The organism is Oceanisphaera sp. W20_SRM_FM3 (assembly GCF_052119705.1).
Classification (GTDB): domain Bacteria; phylum Pseudomonadota; class Gammaproteobacteria; order Enterobacterales; family Aeromonadaceae; genus Oceanimonas.
On sequence record NZ_JBGQOP010000001.1, the window covers coordinates 200,629 to 220,388 of the forward strand.

Below are 19,760 nucleotides of genomic sequence, written 5' to 3' on the forward strand. Positions count from 1 at the left end.
AAGGTAATGCAAGTTATTCTTCTTGATAAAATCGCCAGACTTGGCGGCCTGGGCGACCAGGTAACCGTTAAATCCGGTTATGCTCGTAACTTTTTGCTGCCACAAGGCAAAGCTGTATTGGCCACCAAAGACAACGTAGCGAGCTTCGAAACTCGTCGCGCTGAATTGGAAGCTAAATTGGCTGAGCAATTGGCTGCTGCACAAACCCGTGCCGACCAGTTATCTGGTTTGGAAAACGTGGTAATTGCATCTAAGTCTGGTGACGAAGGCAAATTGTTTGGTTCTATCGGTGCTCGTGATGTGGCTGATGCCATCACGGCTGCTGGTATCGAAGTAAGCAAGAGCCAAGTACGTCTGGCTGAAGGCGTTCTGCGCAACGTTGGCGAATATGAAGTGGGTGTGCAGCTGCACGCCGACGTTCAAGCTATCGTGAAAATTCAGGTAGTTGCTGCCTAAGTTTTGCTGCACGTCAAAAAAACCCGCGCTTGTCGCGGGTTTTTTATTGTCTGCAATAAGGCTACAGTGGAGCAAGCTTTAAGGGAGGCATAACATGGCAGACTGGACTACAGGCATCGTAAAAGCGCGCACCCAATGGACGGACACCTTATTTTCTATCGTGGTTGAGGCCGACGTTGAGCCCTTTCAAGCCGGACAATTTACTAAACTGGCTTGGCACACGTCAGATAATAAAGTCGCTCGTGCCTATTCCTACGTGAATGCACCCGGCCAAGACTGCGAATTTTATATCATTACTATTCCTGACGGTCAGTTAACAACCTATTTGGCGAGCCTTAAGGTAGGCGATCAGTTATTAGTCGAGCGCTCCGCCGCCGGCTTTTTAACGCTGGATGAAGTGCCCGCCGGACGTGATTTATGGCTAATGGCCACCGGCACAGGTGTGGGACCGTTTGTGTCTCTGCTAGCCGAGGGCAGTTGTTGGCAGCAGTTTGAGAATATAGTGCTGGTGCACGGCGTACGCATGGCTGATGAGTTAGGTTATCGTTCGCGCATTCTGGAGCTCACTCAAGATAAAGCGAATTTCCACTATGTGCCTTTTGTCTCGCGTGAATCCGCGGAGCTTGCCGAGGCTGGGCGTATCACCGATGGCATTACTAGTGGTCGCCTAGAACAAAGAGTCGGCTTGGCGTTTAGCGCCGAGCACAGCCGAGTACTGCTCTGCGGTAACCCGCAAATGGTGCGCGACACCCTGACTGAGCTAAAGCAGAAAGGCTTACAAAAGCATTTACGTCGCACACCCGGCCAAGTGCTGATGGAGAATTATTGGTAAGCCAAAGACTGTGAAGGGTGAAGAGTGAAGGGGTAAATGGCGAGGCGTTAGGTCTAAGACAACGCCTCACGCTTTACGCTTCCCACATTAGCGCGTTACATACATCATCAAGCTCATAAAAGCGGCTAAGCCCCAGCCTAAGCCGATAATCCAATAAAAGCCCCGTGCGCCTTGTTTAATTGGGATCTGGTTATAGAGCAAGAATAGCGACCAAAGTAAGGCGGGCAGTAGAGGTAATAAGAACAGTCGAGCCATGGCAGAGTCCTTCTTAGCGGCATAGGATAAGGGGCTGTGATAGCGTTGAGATGTAAGCACTTTAGCAAGAGCCGTTAAGCTCAGCCAGCTATCATAAATTCCAGATGAGCCTAGTATGCGACACAATAGACTCGATAAGGTATAGAGTCTGACATTGAGCTGTTAGGTTGCGAGCCGCGTCTTGCTTAATGTGAATCGATGCTTAGTGTGAGTCGACACTGAGTGTGAATCGGCTCTTAATGTGAATGGACAAGGAGTAGTACATGCAGCAATTAGTGATTAAGGCCTTTGGTGATGCCAGTCAACTTAAACTTGTGGAGCGCGAAAGCATATCGCTGGCGACCAATGAAATTCGCGTGCGCATGCACTTTGCCGGCGTAAACCCAGTAGACGCGAAAACTCGCGCCGGTTTAGGTTGGGGCGCCGAAGCAATTAAAGATAAGCTACCTTGGGCTCCCGGTCTAGAGGTGATGGGCACTGTGCTGGAGCTGGGCGCCGAGGTAAATATTTACCAACCTGGAGACCGGGTATTTGGCTTATTGGCCGGTGGCGGTTATAGCGAGCAATTAGTGTTACCGGCCAATGCTTTGTTGCGGGTGCCAAGTAGCGTGAGCGATGAAACTGCCGCCGGCTTGTCTCTGGCCGGCATTACCGCTTGGCAGGCGCTCACCGAGCACGGCCTACTTAAAGCCGGTGAACGGGTCTTGATCTCGGCTGCTGCAGGCGGCGTGGGGCATTTGGCGGTGCAGTTAGCCAAAGACTTGGGCGCCAATGTCATCGCACTGGCCTCCGCTCATAATCATGAATTTTTACGTAGTTTAGGCGCCGATGAAGTGCTGGATTATAAAGATGCCGCTCAGTTAAGCGCGCTCGCACCCGTGGATCTGTTACTGGATCTGGTCGGCGGCGAGTCGGGGCTTGGCTTGTTGTCTCGGGTTAAAGGCGGTGGCCGCGTGGTCACAGTGCCCACTAATACCGCCGAAAAAGTGATAGCGGCGGCCACGTCTTTGGATCTTAACGCCACTGGCATGCTCAAACATAATGACAATCAACAGCTGGCTATGCTCATGCAAAGGGTGGTCGAGCAAAAACTAAGAGTGGAAATCAGCCATGTTTATCCGCTCGCTGAGGGCGAATTAGCCCATCGTCAGATAGAAACTGGCCATAGTCGCGGTAAAATTTTGCTGCAAGGTTAGCGGTTAAAGAGCATATTCAGGCTCTTGGCTTGCAACATCTTGTCTTGCAACCTCTGGCTCTTCAACATAAGGAAACTCCATGAAGTTTTGGTCTCTGGTATTGCTCTTAAGCCCAATGTGGGTGTTGGCGGCACCTAAATTGGTGCAGCAAGTCGACGCTTCAAAAGACGGCTTAGTGATCCCCTATCAAATGTATCAATTGGATAACGGCTTAAGCGTGCTGCTGAATAGCGACAAGTCCGATCCCTTGGTGCATGTGGAAATGACCTATCACGTGGGGTCGGCACGGGAAGAGCCGGAGCAAACCGGCTTTGCTCACTTCTTTGAGCACATGATGTTTCAAGGCTCTAAGCACGTGGGCGATCAAGAGCATTTTCGTTTGATCAACGAAGCCGGTGGCACCATGAATGGCAGCACTAACCAAGACAGAACCAATTACTATCAAACCGTGCCCGCCAATCATCTGGAAAAGGTGTTGTGGCTGGAAGCGGATCGCATGGGTTTTTTACTGGACGCCGTCAGCCAGCGCAAATTTGAAATTCAGCGTGACACCGTTAAGAACGAGCGCGCACAAAGGGTCGATAACCAGCCTTATGGCTTAGTCAGCGAGCGCATGGGCGAGCTCTTATATCCCCGAGATCATCCTTACAGCTGGCAGCCAATTGGCTATGTGGAAGATCTCGACCGCGTTAATGTGGATCACTTAAAAGCCTTCTTCAGTCGCTGGTATGGCCCCAATAACGCCACCTTGGTGATCAGCGGCGATTTTGACTCGGCACAAACCCTGCAATGGGTCGAAAAATACTTTGGCTCCATTCCCAAAGGCCCAGAAGTGACCTCGGATAAGCCGCAACCGGCCAAGCTGGACGCGGATCGCTACCAAACACTGGTGGATAGCCGCATTCGTATGCCTATGTTATATGCGTCTTATCCCACAGTGTGGCTAGGTCATAAAGACGAAGCCGCATTAGATGTGTTGGCGAATGTGCTGGGTGGTGGCAAAAGCTCGCTCTTGTATCAAGAGTTAGTCGAAACCGGTAAGGCGGTCAGCGCCGGTGCCGGTCATTACTGTAGTGAGCTGGCCTGTACCTTAAGTATTTGGGCATACAGCAATCCGTCGAAAGACGGCTCCTTAGTGCCATTAAAAGCAGACATTGACCGCATCATTGCTGAGCTAGGCGAGCGCGGCATTCAGAAAGCCGATGTGGATAAATCCGTGACCGAATTGCGTGCCGCTCTGATTTTGGGGCTCGACAGCACCCGAGGCAAGGCGCGCCAGTTAGCAGCAGGTCAAGTCTTAAAAGACGATCCTCTGTATGCCATCAATGCTTGGCGCCAGTTGGCAGACACTACGCCTGAGCAAGTAACGGCGGCTTATCAGCAGTATGTGCATAAGCAGGCGAAAGCGACCTTAAGCGTGGTGCCCACCGGTAAGACTGACTGGCAAGCAGCCAAGCCCAACTATGAAACCCCTGAGCGGGTGTTGCCTAACGCCGGCAAACAAGATGCTGACAAGCAAGATGTCGAGAAAAAAAGTGCCGAGCAGCAAAAAGTAGTGCCTATCGTCGCACGTGAAGTTAAAGACGACTTCGAACGCAGTCAAATGCCCGCCGTCGGTGCGCCTGTAACCATTAAGGTGCCCGAATTATGGCAAACTGAGCTTGGCGATAATATTCAGCTGCAAGGCATAGTGAATGACGAGATCCCCGCGGTCTCCATTATCTTGGCCTTTCCGGGTGGCCAACAAGCGGAAAACGCCGATGAAGTAGGCGTGGCCAGCTTAACCGCCGACATGATGAACCAAGGCACAGTAAAACTGAGCTCAGGTGAATTCAGTGAAGCGCTAGAGCGCTTGGGTGCCAGCGTGAGTGTGAGTCACGGTTTTTATACCAACCTCATCAATATCACCACCATGACCGAAACCTTGCCCCAGACTTTGGCTCTGGTCGAAGAGCTATTGTTTACGCCAGGAATGCGCGAGCAAGACTTTGAAAAGGTAAAAGCCCAGACCTTAGAGGGCATGGCACAAAATCGCCATCAGCCTTCTTGGTTAGCGCAACAAGCGTTCCGTCAATTAATGTACGGCAAAACCCGTATGGGGCAGCCTGATGATGGTCAGGCAGAGCAAGTGGCTAACATCACGCTGGAGCAGGTACAGGCCTATTATCAGCGTTACTACAATCCGGCCAACGGCCATGTATTGGTGGCTGGCGACTTGTCAGCAAGCCAAGCTAAGCAAGACTTTGCTTTCTTAACGCAGTGGCAGGGTGAAGTGCCTAACTTGGCGGCGGTTGAGGTTAAGCCGCAGCCTGCCAAACCGGGTATTTATATTGTCGATGTGCCAGGTGCGGTGCAATCTGTACTGAGAGTCGGGCGCCGTGCTTTGCCCACAGATGCCACAGGCCCGTATTTTTACGCCAACCTGATGAACTTTAACTTGGGCGGTAATTTTAATAGCCGCATCAACTTAAACCTGCGTGAAGACAAAGGCTTTACCTACGGTGCCAGCTCTTATTTTACCGGTAACCGAGATGCAGGCGTGTTCTTGGTGGCCAGTGACGTGCGTGGTGACGTGACGACGGACGCCATTAAAAATATCTTGCAAGAGTTTGAGACCTTTCAAGAGAAAGGCCCCAGTGAGAAAGAGCTGGCCTATTTACGCAGCAGCTACTCGCAACAAGACGCGCTGTCTTACGAAACGTTAGGCGACAAAGCCGGCTTCTTATTGCAGCTGGCGATGATGAAACTGTCGCCCGACTATTTGGCCAAGCAACAACAGATAGTGGCTAAGGTGAGTCAAGACAAGCTCACTGAGCTGGCTAAGCAGTGGTTAGATCCTAAAGACATGGTGATAGTGGTGGTTGGCGATAAGGCGAAGCTTGAAAAGTCCTTGCCAAGCCTCCATCTACCCTTACAAGACTTTACCATTGAGTAATGAGGCCAGACCTCTCGCGGCCTCACCCCTTCGCATCTTGGGGTGAGGTTGCGCCAAAGAGTAATTAATAATGACCAAAGCAAACAGCACACTGGCCGCACGCATTAACGCTTGGCACCAGCCACAAAGCCTGCCGACCATAAAGGGCATACGCCGTGGTATAGAGCGTGAAAGCTTGCGCATTACCGCAAGCGGTCATTTAGCTCAAAGCCCGCATCCTGCGTCGTTAGGCTCGGCGTTAACTCATGGCTACATCACCACCGATTTTTCTGAGTCGCAGATGGAGTTTATTACTCCCGCCTCCGACTCTGTAGATGTGCTATTGGCGCAACTGGGCGATATTCACGGCTATGTGCTGCGCCACTTAAGTGGCGATAAGGGCGATGAGCAATTATGGCCGTTGAGCATGCCTTGCCTGTTAAAAGGCGGCGATGAGCATATCCCCTTGGCGCAATACGGCAGCTCCAACATTGGCCGCATGAAAACCCTGTATCGCCAAGGCTTGCATCACAGATACGGCAGCCGTATGCAGGTGATCTCGGGCGTGCACTTTAATTTCTCTATGCCCGACAGTTTTTGGAGTGAATGGCACAATCAAGAGGGTCAAGACGCCTGCTTGCAAGACTTCGTATCCGATAAATACTTAGGGCTGATCCGCAACGTCTATCGCTTTGGTTGGCTGATCCCCTATTTATGCGGCGCCTCACCGGCCTTGTGTGGCTCTTTTTTAAACGGCGTCGAGCATAAGTTACCCTTCGAGCGCTTAGGCAAAGGTACCTTGTATTTGCCTTACGCCACCTCGTTACGCTTATCGGATCTGGGCTACACCAACAATGCCCAAGCGAACTTAAATATCTCGCTGGATAGCCTAGATGAATACGTCACTTCCTTGCGCCAAGCCATTAATACCCATGCGCCCGAGTTTGCCGACATCGGCGTTAAGGTAGACGGCGAATATCGCCAGCTGAACGATAATGTACTGCAAATCGAAAACGAGCTTTATGCACCCATTCGGCCCAAACGCACCGCAGACAGCGGCGAAAAGCCCACAGATGCACTGCATACTCGTGGTATCGAATACATAGAGTTGCGCTCGGTAGACGTGAATCCTTACTCGCCCGTGGGCATAGATGCGGCGCAAGTGCGCTTCCTCGATACTTTTTTGCTGTGGTGTTTGTTGAGCCCATCGGCACCCTTAGGGAGCGAGGAAATCGCCCTAAATCGTCGTAACTTCAATAAAGTCGTACTAGAAGGGCGCAAGCCAGGTCTTACGCTTGAGCAGTGGGGCGGTGAGAGCATTGGCCTGCAAGCCTTAGGTGAGCAACACTTTGCTGAGCTAAAAGACGTGGCCGACCTGCTGGATGCCTGTTGTGGTCGCGGCTGTTATGGCAAAACCCATCAACAGCATTTAGCCATGATCCAAAACCCTGAGTTGACGCTCTCGGCACGGGTATTGAGCGAGCTTAAAGCGAGCAATCAAGATATTTTGCCCTTTGGCTTGGCGCTGTCTAAAGGTTATCACGACCAATTACAGCAAAGCCGGCCACGTTACTGGGAAGACAGCTTCTTCGATCAAGAAGGTACACGCTCGTTAGCGCGCCAACAGAAGATTGAGCAATCAGACTTGGTCGACTTCGATACCTTCTTGAAAGACTATTTTGCTAAGCCTTAAAGTTAGGTGAAGAGTAAAGGGTGAAGGGAAAAGGGGGCGAACTTATGCCCTCCACTCTTTCAAAGACTGATTATTATGCGTGGTCTTTGTTCAATGTCGTCCTCTTCACTCTTTACTCATTACCCTTCACGGCTCTTTTGTAGGCGAACGCTTGTTCTCACATTTCGTCGCAGACAGAACCCATAAGCTACTGTTGAATTTTTAGTTGTGAATGTTGAGTTAAGTAATTTTCACTCAATATTCAACACTAGTCCGTGTATTCCGTGGCCAAGGAGCTTTAGTTTTTAAGGGCTTTTTCGCAACGAAATCCACACCTCTTTATTTATGATAAGCACGAAAAAATAGAGAACTTATCTAAAAATATTTTTAATGGTAAGGGTAAACATAACCTTCTGTATGGTTAGGTCTTACCAATAATTTTTTGCTGTTATCCTGACCTTTTAGCGAGTTTCGTGGGTTTCGTTGCAAAGTCGTTATTAGTCCTTTTTCCGTGGGTTCCGTTGCAAAAAATCTTTAATCTTTGGTCAGAGAAATATATGAATCAAGAAAACCCATCAGTGGCTAAGCCTGCTACAGAGCCCACGCCGTTATGTGAGCATGAAGATTATTACATCGAAAATGGTTATTCGGTCTTCACCGCCGTCTTTCATTTAAAGCGCGGTTATTGCTGCGGCAACGGCTGCCGGCATTGCCCTTATAAAGCTGGTAAAGAGTGAAGGGTAAAGGGTGATGGGAGATACCTAAATACCAACGCTGTATTTGTAGTCCGACGCTTTAGCTGTCGGCCCTGCGAGCTAAGCAGGGATTTTTTGGCTGGGTTTAGTTTGTAACCCTTCACTCTTTACCCATCACAAACATAGGAAATTTAAATGCGCGTAGTTTGTATGGTGCCATCTTGGACCGAAACCCTGCTCGCCTGCGGCGTCAACGTTGTGGGGCGCACCCGTTACTGCATTCATCCGGCAGAAGACGTGGCAGGCATAGCGGTAGTGGGCGGCACCAAAGATGTGCAGTGGGAAAAAGTCGCCGTTTTGGCGCCAGATCTGGTGATATTTGATAAAGAAGAAAATACTCGTGTAATGGCCGACAGCTGCCCCTATCCTTATGTGGCCACGCATGCCGAGTCGGTGCAAGACATGCCCCGCGCATTGCGCTTATTAGCGCAACAACTGAACAACTACGGCTTAATCGTACTGGCGGCTCGTTTTCAAACCGTGCTTAACAATCCGAGTCCCATATTATCGTCTAGTTTGCCGTTACTGGAGCATCAAGACGTCGCACCCAGCTCGGTATTGGCGGATGAACGGCCTTGGTTATATCTGATTTGGCGCAAGCCCTACATGAGCATAGGCCGTCATACTTTTATCTATTCGGTATTCGCACACTTAGGCCTAGCTCATAAGCTGCTGGCCTTTGAGCCAAATTACCCTGAGTTGAGCGCACAAGACATAGCTGCGCTTAATCCCATATTGCTCTGCTCCACCGAGCCTTATCCTTTCGCTAAACAATTAGCCACCACCCAACAAGAGCTGCAACAACCTGCAGTACTTATCGACGGCGAACCCCTGTGTTGGTACGGCATCCGCTGCTTGCGCTTTCTCGAGGGTTTAACCTAGGCTGGCTAATAAAATGCGCACGAATAAAAAAGCCCTAATAAATTAGGGCTTTTTTGGCGCAGATTTGCGAAGAGTAACTATTCTGTTGTTGCGAAGTTCGCGCGCTGCACGGCTTTGGCGTTGTTGGCCATTTCGGTTAAACCTAGAGTGTCGTAAGCCTCACTCATTATGGTTAATGCGGGCTGCAAGGTGTCGGTGTCGGGATATGACTCGACCACTTGCTTGGCGCGATTGGCGGCGGCTAACCAAGCGCCGCGTTTCATGTAAAATTGCGCCACGGCCAAGTCGTATTTCGCTAAGCGATTTTTAAGGCTTATCATGCGTAAACGTGCATCGGCTGCATAGGTGCTGTCTGGGTATTGGCGCAGCAATTGGCGAAAATCGGCGAAGGCTTGGCGTGCATAGGCGGGATCGCGGTCGGTGCGGTCGATATTCATCAGTTCTTGGAAGAAATTGTGATCCGTGGCCATGTTGGTTAAGCCGCGCATATATTGGGCGTAATCCACACTGGGGTGATTCGGATTTAAACGAATAAAGCGATCAATGTTGGCCAAGGCGCGGGCCGAGTCATCTTGCTTATAGTAGGCATAAATTAAATCCAGCTGTACTTGGTTAGAGTAAGCCCCAAACGGATAACGGGAGTCCATGGCTTCCAGTATCTCGGCGGCACGAATGTAATTGGCCGATTGTAAACGAGCTTGTGCGTCTTGATACAGCACTTCTGGTGGCTCATCTGGAACTGAATCTTTTTTAGTGCTCGAGCAGCCAGTGGCCGCTAATGCCAAGGCAAGGGTCAAAGTGAGCCATACGCGTCGTTGTTTAGCCATGTAAAGAGTCCATTTTTGCGATTTAAGCGTCAAGTTTGCGGAAACTGATTAAGCTCAGCGTCAAGAAACGTTAGAATACCCAATTAAACATCATTTGGTAACCAGTGTCGCTATGAGTCAGCAAATCGAATTAAATGGCACCGTCGCCGAACACCAACATGGTCAACGTTTAGATCAGACGTTGGCAGAAATGTTTACCGATTATTCTCGCACTCGGATTAAAACGTGGATCCAGTTGGATCAAGTCACCCTCGATGGTCAAGTAGCCAATACGCCCCGCGCTAAAGTGACCCTAGGTCAGCAAGTGCAGATACATGCCGAGCTTGAAGACGATGTGCGCTTCGATCCCGAAGATATCCCGCTAGACATCGTTTATGAAGACGATGCCATTATGGTCATCAACAAGCCTGCGGGTTTAGTGGTGCATCCGGGTGCCGGTACGCCGGGTGGTACCATGTTGAATGCGCTGTTGCATTACTGCCCAAGCATTGCCGAAGTGCCGCGCGCCGGCATAGTGCACCGCCTCGACAAAGACACCACCGGACTGATGGTAGTGGCTAAAACCATACCCGCACAAACCCATCTGGTGACGGCGCTGCAAGGCCGCGATATTACCCGTGAGTATGAAGCTGTTGCCATTGGTCACATGACCTCGGGCGGTACGGTAGACGCCAATATTGGTCGCCATCCTACGCAACGTATCCTAATGGCGGTGGTGCCATCGGGTAAACCGGCTCGCACTCACTATCGAGTAATGGAAAAGTTTCGTGCTCATACTCGCTTGCGCCTGCGTTTAGAAAGTGGTCGTACTCACCAAATTCGGGTGCACATGGCGCACTTGCAACACCCGCTGGTTGGCGATCCTACATACGGTGGTCGTATGAAACCTCCGCGTAATGCAGAGGCTGAGCTGTTGGCTTTCTTGCGCGAGTTTAAACGCCAAGCCTTGCATGCGGTGTTATTGCGTTTAGAACATCCCATTACCGGCGAAATGATGGAGTGGCAATCGCCGTTACCGGATGATTTTGTAGAACTTATTCGGTTATTAAAAGCCGACACCGCCGCTCATCCGGATGACCTTGTCTGGACATAGAGTCTGGACGTAGAGCCTAACAGCAGCGCCCAGTTAATAAAAAACAGCGTATTTTGTAGCCCCACGCTTCAGCTGTGGGTCCTGCGAAGCAGGAGATTTAGATTTAGGGCTTAGTTTAACTGGGCGCTTGGAGCTGGGCGCTGGGCGCTCGTTTTCAATCTTAATGTTATGGAGCCAATGGGATGGATCTGATACAGCCTAATTGGCCGGCACCGGCCAATGTGCGCAGTGCACAAACTACGCGCAGCGGTGGCGTGAGTGCGCCGCCTTATACCAGCTTAAATTTAGGTGCACACGTCGGTGATGTTTTTGCCGACGTGCAGCTTAATCGCGAGCAGTTAGCTAACCACTTGCACTTAACTAATAAGCCGGTGTGGTTAGAGCAAGTGCACGGCACGGGCGTGGTTACTTTGCCATTGTCTGTGCAGGCCACTAGCACTCCGATTGCCGATGCTGTATTGAGTCGTACGCCTGAGCAGGTCTGCGCCATTATGACCGCCGATTGCTTGCCGGTATTGTTTTGCGACACGGCTGGCACAGTAGTGGCGGCGGCCCATGCCGGCTGGCGTGGACTGGCGAACGGCGTATTAGAAGCCACCTTGCAGGCCATGAAGGTAGACTCCGCTACTGTAATGGCGTGGCTAGGGCCTGCCATTGGCCCCAATGCGTTTGAAGTGGGTGGCGAAGTGCGTGCCGCCTTTGTGGCGCACTTGCCACAGAGCGCAGTTGCTTTTGTGGCGCACGCTGATCCTGGCGCTGATAAGTGGCTGGCGGACATTTACCAGTTGGCGCGCTTAAGGCTAGCCGCCGCTGGTGTTACCCAGTGTTACGGCGGTGACTATTGCACCTATACCGATAGTGAGCGTTTTTTTTCCTATCGGCGCGAGCCAAAAACCGGCCGCCAAGCCAGCTTGATTTGGTTGGAATAAAATCAGCGCCGAGCACCAAGCGCCCGGCGCCCAGCTAAACAGTATTTTGTAGCCCCACGCTTTAGCTGTGGGTTCTGCGCAGCAGAAGGGTGATTTGGGGTAGCTTAGCTCTTCGCTTCACGCCTCACTCTTTTACCGCAAAAAAACAATCCCGCCAAGACGGGACTAGCAGCTAAAGCGCTAGCCTACAAAGGCCAAACCCAAACCAGACGTGCTTTGTAGCTTTCCAGCTTCTAGCTTTCCGCTTCAAGCTTTCTTTCCCCCAAAGCTTGAAATTTCACCATTCCCCCCCATCTTTAATATCAGTAAACATCTATCTTTTCCCGCTGTGTGCGGGTTGTTGGAGGAAGGCTCTGATGCGACTCGATCGTCTTACCAGTAAATTTCAACTTGCCCTGCAAGATGCCCAGTCGATGGCGGTGGGGCGAGATCATGCCTATATAGAACCCGCACACTTGCTGATTGCCATGCTCAATCAAGAAGGCGGCTCTTTGCGTCCGCTACTGAGTCATGCCGGCGTTGACGGCAATACCTTACGCGTAGAGTTAGATAAATCCGTGGATCGCTTACCCAAAGTAAGCGGCTCAGGGGTGGACGTACAAGTGTCACCTGTATTAGCGCGCTTGTTGAATCAGAGCGATAAATTGGCGCAACAGCGCAAAGACACCTACATCTCCTCCGAATTATTCTTGCTGGCGGCCGTGGATGAACAAGGCGAGCTGGGTGAGCTGCTTAAGCGCTCTGGTTTAAGTAAAGAAAATTTAAGTAAAGCCATCGAAGAGGTACGCGGTGGGCAAAAGGTCGACGATCCTAATGCGGAAGAAAATCGCCAAGCATTAGAAAAATACACCATAGACCTCACCGAGCGCGCCGAGCAGGGCAAGTTAGACCCTGTGATTGGTCGTGATGATGAAATTCGCCGCACCATTCAGGTGTTGCAACGTCGCACCAAAAATAACCCGGTATTGATAGGCGCACCGGGTGTAGGTAAAACCGCCATCGCCGAAGGCTTGGCTCAACGCATTATTAATAATGAAGTGCCAGAAGGTTTAAAAGGCAAGCGGGTGTTGTCGCTTGATATGGGGGCCTTGATTGCGGGCGCTAAGTATCGCGGCGAATTTGAAGAGCGTCTTAAAGCACTGCTCAATGAGCTGGCCAAAGAAGAAGGCCAAGTGATCCTGTTTATTGATGAGCTGCATACTATGGTCGGCGCCGGCAAAGGCGAAGGCGCCATGGATGCGGGTAATATGCTCAAACCGGCCTTGGCGCGCGGCGAGTTGCACTGTGTGGGTGCTACTACGCTGGATGAATATCGCCAATATATTGAAAAAGATGCCGCACTGGAGCGTCGCTTTCAAAAAGTACTGATTAATGAGCCCTCGGTAGAAGACACTATTGCCATCTTGCGCGGCTTAAAAGAGCGCTATGAGCTGCATCACCATGTGCAAATTACCGATCCTGCCATAGTGGCGGCGGCCGTGTTATCTCATCGTTATATTGCCGACCGTCAGTTACCCGATAAAGCCATCGATTTGATTGATGAGGCCGCCTCTAGCATTCGCTTACAAATTGATTCTAAGCCTGAGCCGCTCGATAAACTGGACCGGCGTATTATTCAGCTTAAATTAGAAGAGCAGGCGCTGTTAAAAGAAGACGATGAAGGCAGTATCAAACGCTTGCAGTTGATCCGTGATGAGCTAACGATAAAAGAAGCCGAGTACGCAGATCTCGAAGAAATTTGGCTATCAGAAAAAGCCGCCATGGCTGGCACCCAACATATTAAGTCTGAGCTTGAGCAGGTGCGTCGCGAGCTGGAAGTGGCGCGCCGAGCCGGCGATTTAGGCCGTATGTCTGAGCTGCAATATGGCCGAATTCCCGAGCTGGAAAAGCAGCTAGATTTAGCTGGCCAAGCCGAAATGCAAGAGCAGCATCTGCTGAAAAATCGCGTTACCGACGAAGAGATTGCCGATGTATTGTCGCGTTGGACCGGTATTCCGGTGGCTAAGATGCTGGAAGGCGAAAAAGATAAACTGCTGCGTATGGAAGATAGCTTGCACGATCAGGTGATCGGCCAAAACGAAGCCGTGGATGCGGTTTCCAATGCTATTCGACGTAGCCGCGCCGGCTTATCAGATCCTAATCGCCCAGTAGGCTCTTTCTTATTTATGGGGCCGACCGGTGTCGGTAAAACCGAGCTCTGTAAGGCGTTGGCAGATTTTCTGTTCGACAGTCGAGATGCCATGGTGCGCATCGATATGTCGGAGTTTATGGAAAAGCACTCGGTATCTCGCTTAGTGGGTGCGCCTCCGGGCTACGTGGGCTATGAAGAGGGCGGTTATTTAACGGAAGCGGTGCGCCGCAAACCGTATTCGGTGATCTTGCTCGATGAAGTGGAGAAGGCGCATCCGGATGTATTTAATATTTTATTACAGGTATTGGATGATGGCCGCTTAACCGATGGCCAAGGCCGCACCGTGGATTTTCGTAATACTGTGGTGATCATGACCTCGAATATTGGTTCAGATCTGATTCAAGAGCATAGCTACGATAAAGATTATGACGAAATGAAAGAGATGTTGATGGGCGTGCTAAGCCATCAGTTTAGGCCTGAATTTATTAACCGCATTGACGATATAGTGGTGTTTCATCCGCTGGCGGTCGAGCAAATCAAGTCCATCGCTCGCATTCAGCTACAAAGTTTAATGGGGAGATTGGCGGACAAAGGGTTCGAGGTAACCGTTGCCGAACCGCTACTGGAGCAGCTGACCGAAGCCGGTTTCGATCCGCTGTTTGGTGCGCGGCCATTAAAGCGTGCTATTCAGCAAAGAATCGAAAACCCGCTGGCGCAAGCTATCTTGTCTGGCAAGGTCATGCCGGGCAAACCGCTATTACTGGATGCCGATGAGAATGGGCTAATATTGAGTCAATGACAGGTAAGCGGTAAGCGTTCAGCCAGAAGCTAAACACAGACCTTCTAAAATAAAAAAGCACCGAATCTTAGATTCGGTGCTTTTTTATTATCTTATTAGGCTGTGTAATGAATTAATATTCGTCGTTCATACCGGCTTCTAATTCCAGCACTAGCTAGCTTTAGCTTGTGCTGTCATGCGCATGGCGCCATCGGCGGCATTGGCTAACTCTTGGCCCTTGATGACGAAGTGGCGGCTGTAGTACTGCTTATGCTCATCGTGCTCATGAAAATGGTGCGGCGTTAAAATGGCGGTCAGCACCGGTACTTCGGTTTCTAACTGCACTTGCATCAAGCCTGTGCATACCGCTTGCGCCACAAAATCATGACGATAAATGCCGCCATCCACCACTAAGCCACTGCAGGCGATAGCCGCATATTGACCAGATTTTGCCAATAGCTTGGCTTGCAGCGGAATTTCGTAGGCGCCAGGTGCGGCAATGACGTCAATCTTGTCCTCGTCATAACCGAGCTCGGCTATTTGGCTGCGAAAACCGGCTAAGCAATTAAGCACTATGTCGGTATGCCAAGAGGCGTGAATAAAGGCGATGCGTTGGTCGCGGACGTTAAATTCAGTGTGTTTCGTTAAGCTCTGATCCATGGTAAATCCCGTTATAAAAATTACTGAATCAGGGCGAACGTACAGGCAAGCACGGCACCAAGCAAAGTGAGACTTTGCTGTTGGCCATGATCTTTGGTTAGCGTGATCTCAGCGCTAGGCTGAGTCAGCCGTATTAAAGGACATGTCTGACGCTCTCTATCATCCGGACTATTACCGTCGGCTCTGGGTTTACACCAGATCTGCTGACCTTTATTGGCCTATGTTATGGCTAATAAAGCGCTCGCGGGCTGAATATGGGCGATGTAGGTCGCATATTTTACCGCCGGTGGGGAATTACACCCCGCCCCGAGAACGAAGTCGGTTAAACCGACGGGTTAATATAGGATTTTATGACCGGTTAGTAAAGGCCTAGCCTTATAGATGGCTATTAACTCAGCCTGCGGGTAGCCGGAAGCTGTACGCTTCACGTAATCACATATCTTACAGCCATCCAGCTGCGCTGAATATCGCAGCTAAAACAGCGGCTACAAAGGCGGTATTTATTTTCTAGCTTGGTGCTTGGCACTATTTTCCACCCTTCACCCTTCACCCTTCACCCTTCACGTCGAGCGCATTGCGAATGTCGTTAAAGCCGTGCTGCTCTAACTTGGCGAAGCCACTTTGTTGCTTGGCTTTTAAGCGATTCAGTAATGGCGTGCTAATGCCCGATAAAAAGCAGGCGAGCGTGTGCAGGCTTAACGGCTGTGCGCTTAGCGCCTGCAAGGGCTGGCACCAAGCTTGTAATTGCTCGCTATTGGGCAAAGGCGGCGTGCTGGGTTTGGGCAACTTAGCCGCGTTTCCTGCACACACAGAGCAATGGCCGCAGGCTTGAGGTGCATTATGATCGGCAAAATAGCCGGCTAAATGATGGCTCAAGCACGCGGTGCTTTCAAAAAATGCGATCATCTCTTTGAGACGAGCCACTTCGCTGTGCTCTTTTTGCAAAAATAACTGATACAAACGTGCCGTTTCCTCAGTCACATTGCAATTGGGCTGCAGCACCTTATATACCTCGATCATTTGTTTACTTTCGAGGCTGATCAGCCCTTGCTGGTGCAAGTAATCCAGTGCGTTAATCACTCGCTTGCGCTCGCCGCCGCTATGTTGCCAAATAACCTCAAAGTCCACTTGGCACCAAGTGCGGGCCATGGGTGAGGCCTGAAACACGGCGCTTAAAAACGCCTGTCGTTCGGGGTTAAAGCGGCTAAGAATATCGTCTTGAGAGGCTAAAAACTTAAAACGATAATCCCCGTAGTAGCTGTATTGCGATTCAATAATCTGATTAAGCTCCAGATACACCAATAGCGTGCGCAGCGGCAATAAACGAATATTGCAGTCGTTAGCCAAGCGGATCGGCATAATTTCCCAGGGCTCGCCGTGAGTGGGAAGCTGTTCGAGTAAGGCTTTGATGGCTTCTGGCTCTGGGGTATCGCCGTACACGAAGTTTTCTAGCACGTTTAAGCCAGCTTGATTGCCTAATAGGGTGCACCGTGAGGCTTGGCCATCGCGGCCGGCGCGGCCAATTTCTTGGCTGTAGTTTTCAATGGACTTGGGCAAGTCAAAGTGAAACACGCGGCGAATATCTGCCTTATCCACGCCCATACCAAAGGCGATGGTGGCGACGATGCAAGGAATTTGACCGCCCATAAACGCCTGTTGCAGTGCTTGGCGCTTATCTTGATCCATGCCTGCGTGATAGGCGTGAGCATTAATACCAGCCGCGCTTAACTGTTTGGCGACCCATTCGGCTGTGTGTTGCAAGGTCACATAGACGATAGTGGGTGCCACAGGATCTTGTGACACTTGTGCTATTAAGGCGGCGGTTTTATCTGCCTCCGCCACCGGCAGCACTTCAAGGTATAAGTTAGGGCGATAAAAACCGGTGATCACCACGTTTTCTCTGGCCAAACCGAATTTTTGCTGCATGTCGTTAATCACCGCCGGTGTGGCGGTGGCGGTCAGTAATAGTACTTGTGGAATGTTAAGGTTGTGGCAATAACTGGGCAGCTTTAAATAATCCGGGCGAAAGTTATGGCCCCATTCAGAAATACAGTGCGCCTCGTCCACCACCAATAGTGAAATCGGCACTTGGCCGATAAATTGGCGAAAACGCTCATTTTTCAATCGTTCTACCGAGATCATTAATACCTTAATGTTGCCCTCACGCACGCCTTGCATCACGGCACGGCTTTCATCAAAACTTTGCGTAGAGTCGATACTGGCCGCGGGAATATTCATACGCGCTAAGAAAGCCAATTGGTCTTGCATCAAGGCCAATAACGGGGAAATAACTAAGGTAAGGTGCGGTAATAATACCGCCGGCAGCTGATAACATAAGGATTTGCCAGAGCCGGTAGGGAAAATCGCCGCAGCCGACTGACCGGCCATAATGGTATTGATCACCGCTTCTTGGCCGGGCCGCAAGGTCGAAAAGCCAAAATACTGCTGTAAAGTCTGATGTAAATTCATGTACCGCCAACCCCTTGCCAAGAATGCCACTAGCTTGGCTGGCGCTTAAGCCTTTGGCAACTTTATTAGCGAGAGGTGTAAGGCGTGAGGCGTAAGGAGAAAAACAGTGTAGGTGCCCCAAGGGTAAACTAAAAAAGCCAAGCTCCTAACTCAAATCAGGAACTCGGCTTTGGTATTTGTTTAGCTGGCCACTTATTGCTAAGAGGCGTGAGACGTAAAGGGTAGGAGTAAAGCCTCACTCCCCCTCACACCTCCCGCTTCACTCCTCACGGACACATTAAAACGTCATAAAGTCTTGGTGAAAGGACTTTTCGCAGTAGCTGCAGCGAAAACGTACTTGGCCCTTAATGGCGCGCACCTTGAACTTGCTGCTGACCGGCTCGTTATGGCTGATGCAGTTAGTGTTAGGGCAAGAAAAAATACCCTCTATGCGCTCAGGTAATTGCAGCTGCAGCTTTTCTACCACGCCAAAGTCTTCGATTAAGTTAACGGTGGCATCCGGGGCAAATAACGCCAATTGGTTGGCTTGGGCCGGTGATAAACGCACGTTTTCGACTTTAATAATGTCTTTGCTGCCCAATGCCACCGAGGGCAGGTTCAAACCGACAGTAATTTTGGCTTTGGTTTTGAGCAAACCAAACAGCTGCAAAATTTTGATACCTTGGCCGGCCGGAATATGATCGATGACGGTGCCATTATGAATGGCTTCCACTTGCAGTTGACTTTTATGCATCATGTCTCTCATATGTTCTCGTTCAACACCAGCGCCAGCAAAGCTTGACGCGCATAGACACCGTTTTCTGCCTGCTCAAAATAATAGGCATACGGGGTGTCATCTACCTCTATGGCAATCTCGTCGATGCGCGGCAGTGGGTGTAATATTTTTAGGCTGTCTTTGGCGCCTTCCAGTACTTCAGGCGTGAGCACATACTTAGAGGCCACATGCACATATTCTGTTTCATCGAAGCGCTCTTTTTGCACACGCGTCATGTAGATGATATCCAGCTCATCCATGACTTCTTCCATGCTGTCGCAAATTTCGAAGTTAATGCCTTTTTCCGTCAGCTCATCGCATAAGTAATCAGGCATAGACAGCGCTTGCGGCGCAATAAAGTAGAACTTGCAGCCGAACAAGCTCAGCGCTTGGGCCAAAGAATGCACGGTACGACCGTATTTAAGGTCGCCGACAAAAGCCACAGTTAGCCCTTGCAAGGTGCCTTGGGTTTCATAGATGGTAAACAAGTCGAGCAGGGTTTGGGTGGGATGCTGATTAGAGCCATCGCCGGCGTTAATGACCGGCACCGAAGAAAACTCCGACGCTAAGCGCGCGGCACCTTCTTGGGGGTGGCGCATCACAAAGGCATCGCCGTAGGAGCTGATCACCTTGACCGAGTCGGCCAAAGTTTCGCCTTTCTTCGCTAGCGAGGTGCTGGTGCTATCGGAAAAACCGATCACTGAGCCGCCTAAGCGCTGAATCGCGGTTTCAAACGACAAGCGGGTGCGCGTAGAGGCTTCAAAGAAACAACTGGCCACCACTTGGCCTTTTAATAGGTCTGGGTGGGGCTGAGTTTTTAGTTTTACGGCGGTATCTATGATCAACTCAAGCTCAGAGCGAGAGAAGTCAGAAATCGAGATAATATGCTTTTGATATAGGGGATTTGCCATCAGCAACGCTCTTGCAGGTGTAAAGTGAAGGCCACAAAAAACCCCCAATAGGGGGCCATGAGAGCTAATTGATTACCAAAGCGGCCGCGCTCGCGCTCACATTGTGAGACGAGTCCGAAGACGGATAACGGGGTAGACATTGCCATAAGCATTTATTCACCACTCAGCGCTTGCTAATCGGTCAGATTATAGAGAAATGTCAGGCAGAAGCAAAAGATCTGATGAATTCGGCGAAAGATTAAGCGA

The 19,760-nt window shown here is 50.5% G+C and carries 16 protein-coding genes and 1 riboswitch; of the genes, 10 read left to right on the forward strand and 6 right to left on the reverse strand.

The annotated features are described in order from the left end of the window. Positions 1–6: 6 nt before the first annotated feature. Together rplI and ACEN2G_RS00925 are read left to right on the forward strand one after the other, a co-directional pair. Positions 7–456, forward strand: a complete 450-nt coding sequence (gene rplI, locus ACEN2G_RS00920; protein WP_442019574.1) for a 50S ribosomal protein L9 — start codon at positions 7–9, stop codon at positions 454–456. 94 nt (positions 457–550) lie between these two features. Next, the gene (locus ACEN2G_RS00925; protein ID WP_442019575.1) at positions 551–1,288 is read left to right on the forward strand and encodes a ferredoxin--NADP reductase; all 738 of its coding nucleotides are present in this window, start codon (positions 551–553) and stop codon (positions 1,286–1,288) included. Between the two features lie 87 nt (positions 1,289–1,375). Here ACEN2G_RS00925 and ACEN2G_RS00930 read toward each other — a convergent pair whose 3' ends face one another. Further along, on the reverse strand, positions 1,376–1,543 hold the full coding sequence (locus ACEN2G_RS00930) for a hypothetical protein (protein ID WP_442019576.1): 168 nt from the start codon (positions 1,541–1,543) through the stop codon (positions 1,376–1,378). 263 nt (positions 1,544–1,806) lie between these two features. On the opposite strand from ACEN2G_RS00930, the gene ACEN2G_RS00935 reads away from it, so the two are divergent. From ACEN2G_RS00935 to ACEN2G_RS00955, 5 genes are all read left to right on the forward strand, one after another. Then, the gene (locus tag ACEN2G_RS00935; RefSeq protein ID WP_442019577.1) at positions 1,807–2,739 is read left to right on the forward strand and encodes an NADP-dependent oxidoreductase; all 933 of its coding nucleotides are present in this window, start codon (positions 1,807–1,809) and stop codon (positions 2,737–2,739) included. Between the two features lie 79 nt (positions 2,740–2,818). After that, positions 2,819–5,674 carry a M16 family metallopeptidase gene (locus ACEN2G_RS00940; RefSeq protein ID WP_442019578.1) on the forward strand — a complete coding sequence of 952 codons (2,856 nt, stop codon included), beginning with the start codon at positions 2,819–2,821 and terminating at the stop codon, positions 5,672–5,674. A 70-nt stretch (positions 5,675–5,744) separates the two neighbouring features. Further along, the gene (gene gshA, locus ACEN2G_RS00945) at positions 5,745–7,346 is read left to right on the forward strand and encodes a glutamate--cysteine ligase (protein ID WP_442019579.1); all 1,602 of its coding nucleotides are present in this window, start codon (positions 5,745–5,747) and stop codon (positions 7,344–7,346) included. 536 nt (positions 7,347–7,882) lie between these two features. Then, on the forward strand, positions 7,883–8,062 hold the full coding sequence (locus ACEN2G_RS00950) for a DUF5522 domain-containing protein (RefSeq protein ID WP_442019580.1): 180 nt from the start codon (positions 7,883–7,885) through the stop codon (positions 8,060–8,062). Positions 8,063–8,215: 153 nt separating this feature from the next. Beyond that, positions 8,216–8,962, forward strand: coding sequence for a helical backbone metal receptor (locus tag ACEN2G_RS00955; protein ID WP_442019581.1), 747 nt, complete (start codon positions 8,216–8,218; stop codon positions 8,960–8,962). 77 nt (positions 8,963–9,039) lie between these two features. On the opposite strand, the gene ACEN2G_RS00960 is transcribed toward ACEN2G_RS00955, so the two are convergent. After that, positions 9,040–9,789 carry an outer membrane protein assembly factor BamD gene (locus tag ACEN2G_RS00960; RefSeq protein WP_442019582.1) on the reverse strand — a complete coding sequence of 250 codons (750 nt, stop codon included), beginning with the start codon at positions 9,787–9,789 and terminating at the stop codon, positions 9,040–9,042. A gap of 112 nt (positions 9,790–9,901) precedes the next feature. Between ACEN2G_RS00960 and rluD the strand changes: the two genes are divergently transcribed. The 3 genes from rluD to clpB all read left to right on the forward strand — a co-directional run bounded on the left by rluD (position 9,902) and on the right by clpB (position 14,741). Next, the gene (gene rluD / locus ACEN2G_RS00965) at positions 9,902–10,882 is read left to right on the forward strand and encodes a 23S rRNA pseudouridine(1911/1915/1917) synthase RluD (protein ID WP_442019583.1); all 981 of its coding nucleotides are present in this window, start codon (positions 9,902–9,904) and stop codon (positions 10,880–10,882) included. Positions 10,883–11,064: 182 nt separating this feature from the next. Then, complete coding sequence (gene pgeF, locus ACEN2G_RS00970; protein ID WP_442019584.1) at positions 11,065–11,811, forward strand: peptidoglycan editing factor PgeF; 747 nt, start codon at positions 11,065–11,067, stop codon at positions 11,809–11,811. Positions 11,812–12,167: 356 nt separating this feature from the next. Continuing rightward, a complete protein-coding gene (gene clpB / locus ACEN2G_RS00975; RefSeq protein WP_442019585.1) occupies positions 12,168–14,741 on the forward strand; it encodes an ATP-dependent chaperone ClpB in 2,574 nt (857 codons plus the stop codon). Between the two features lie 150 nt (positions 14,742–14,891). Here the strand turns inward: clpB and ACEN2G_RS00980 are convergent, their stop codons facing one another. From ACEN2G_RS00980 to pyrB, 4 genes are all read right to left on the reverse strand, one after another. Continuing rightward, positions 14,892–15,380, reverse strand: coding sequence for a 6,7-dimethyl-8-ribityllumazine synthase (locus tag ACEN2G_RS00980; protein WP_442019586.1), 489 nt, complete (start codon positions 15,378–15,380; stop codon positions 14,892–14,894). Positions 15,381–15,527: 147 nt separating this feature from the next. After that, positions 15,528–15,698, reverse strand: a riboswitch (FMN riboswitch). Between the two features lie 228 nt (positions 15,699–15,926). After that, on the reverse strand, positions 15,927–17,849 hold the full coding sequence (locus ACEN2G_RS00985; protein ID WP_442019587.1) for a RecQ family ATP-dependent DNA helicase: 1,923 nt from the start codon (positions 17,847–17,849) through the stop codon (positions 15,927–15,929). 277 nt (positions 17,850–18,126) lie between these two features. Further along, positions 18,127–18,585, reverse strand: coding sequence for an aspartate carbamoyltransferase regulatory subunit (gene pyrI / locus ACEN2G_RS00990; RefSeq protein WP_442019588.1), 459 nt, complete (start codon positions 18,583–18,585; stop codon positions 18,127–18,129). Between the two features lie 5 nt (positions 18,586–18,590). Next, positions 18,591–19,514 (reverse strand): aspartate carbamoyltransferase, encoded by a 924-nt coding sequence (pyrB, locus tag ACEN2G_RS00995; protein ID WP_442019589.1) that lies wholly within the window; start codon positions 19,512–19,514, stop codon positions 18,591–18,593. Positions 19,515–19,760 lie beyond the last annotated feature (246 nt).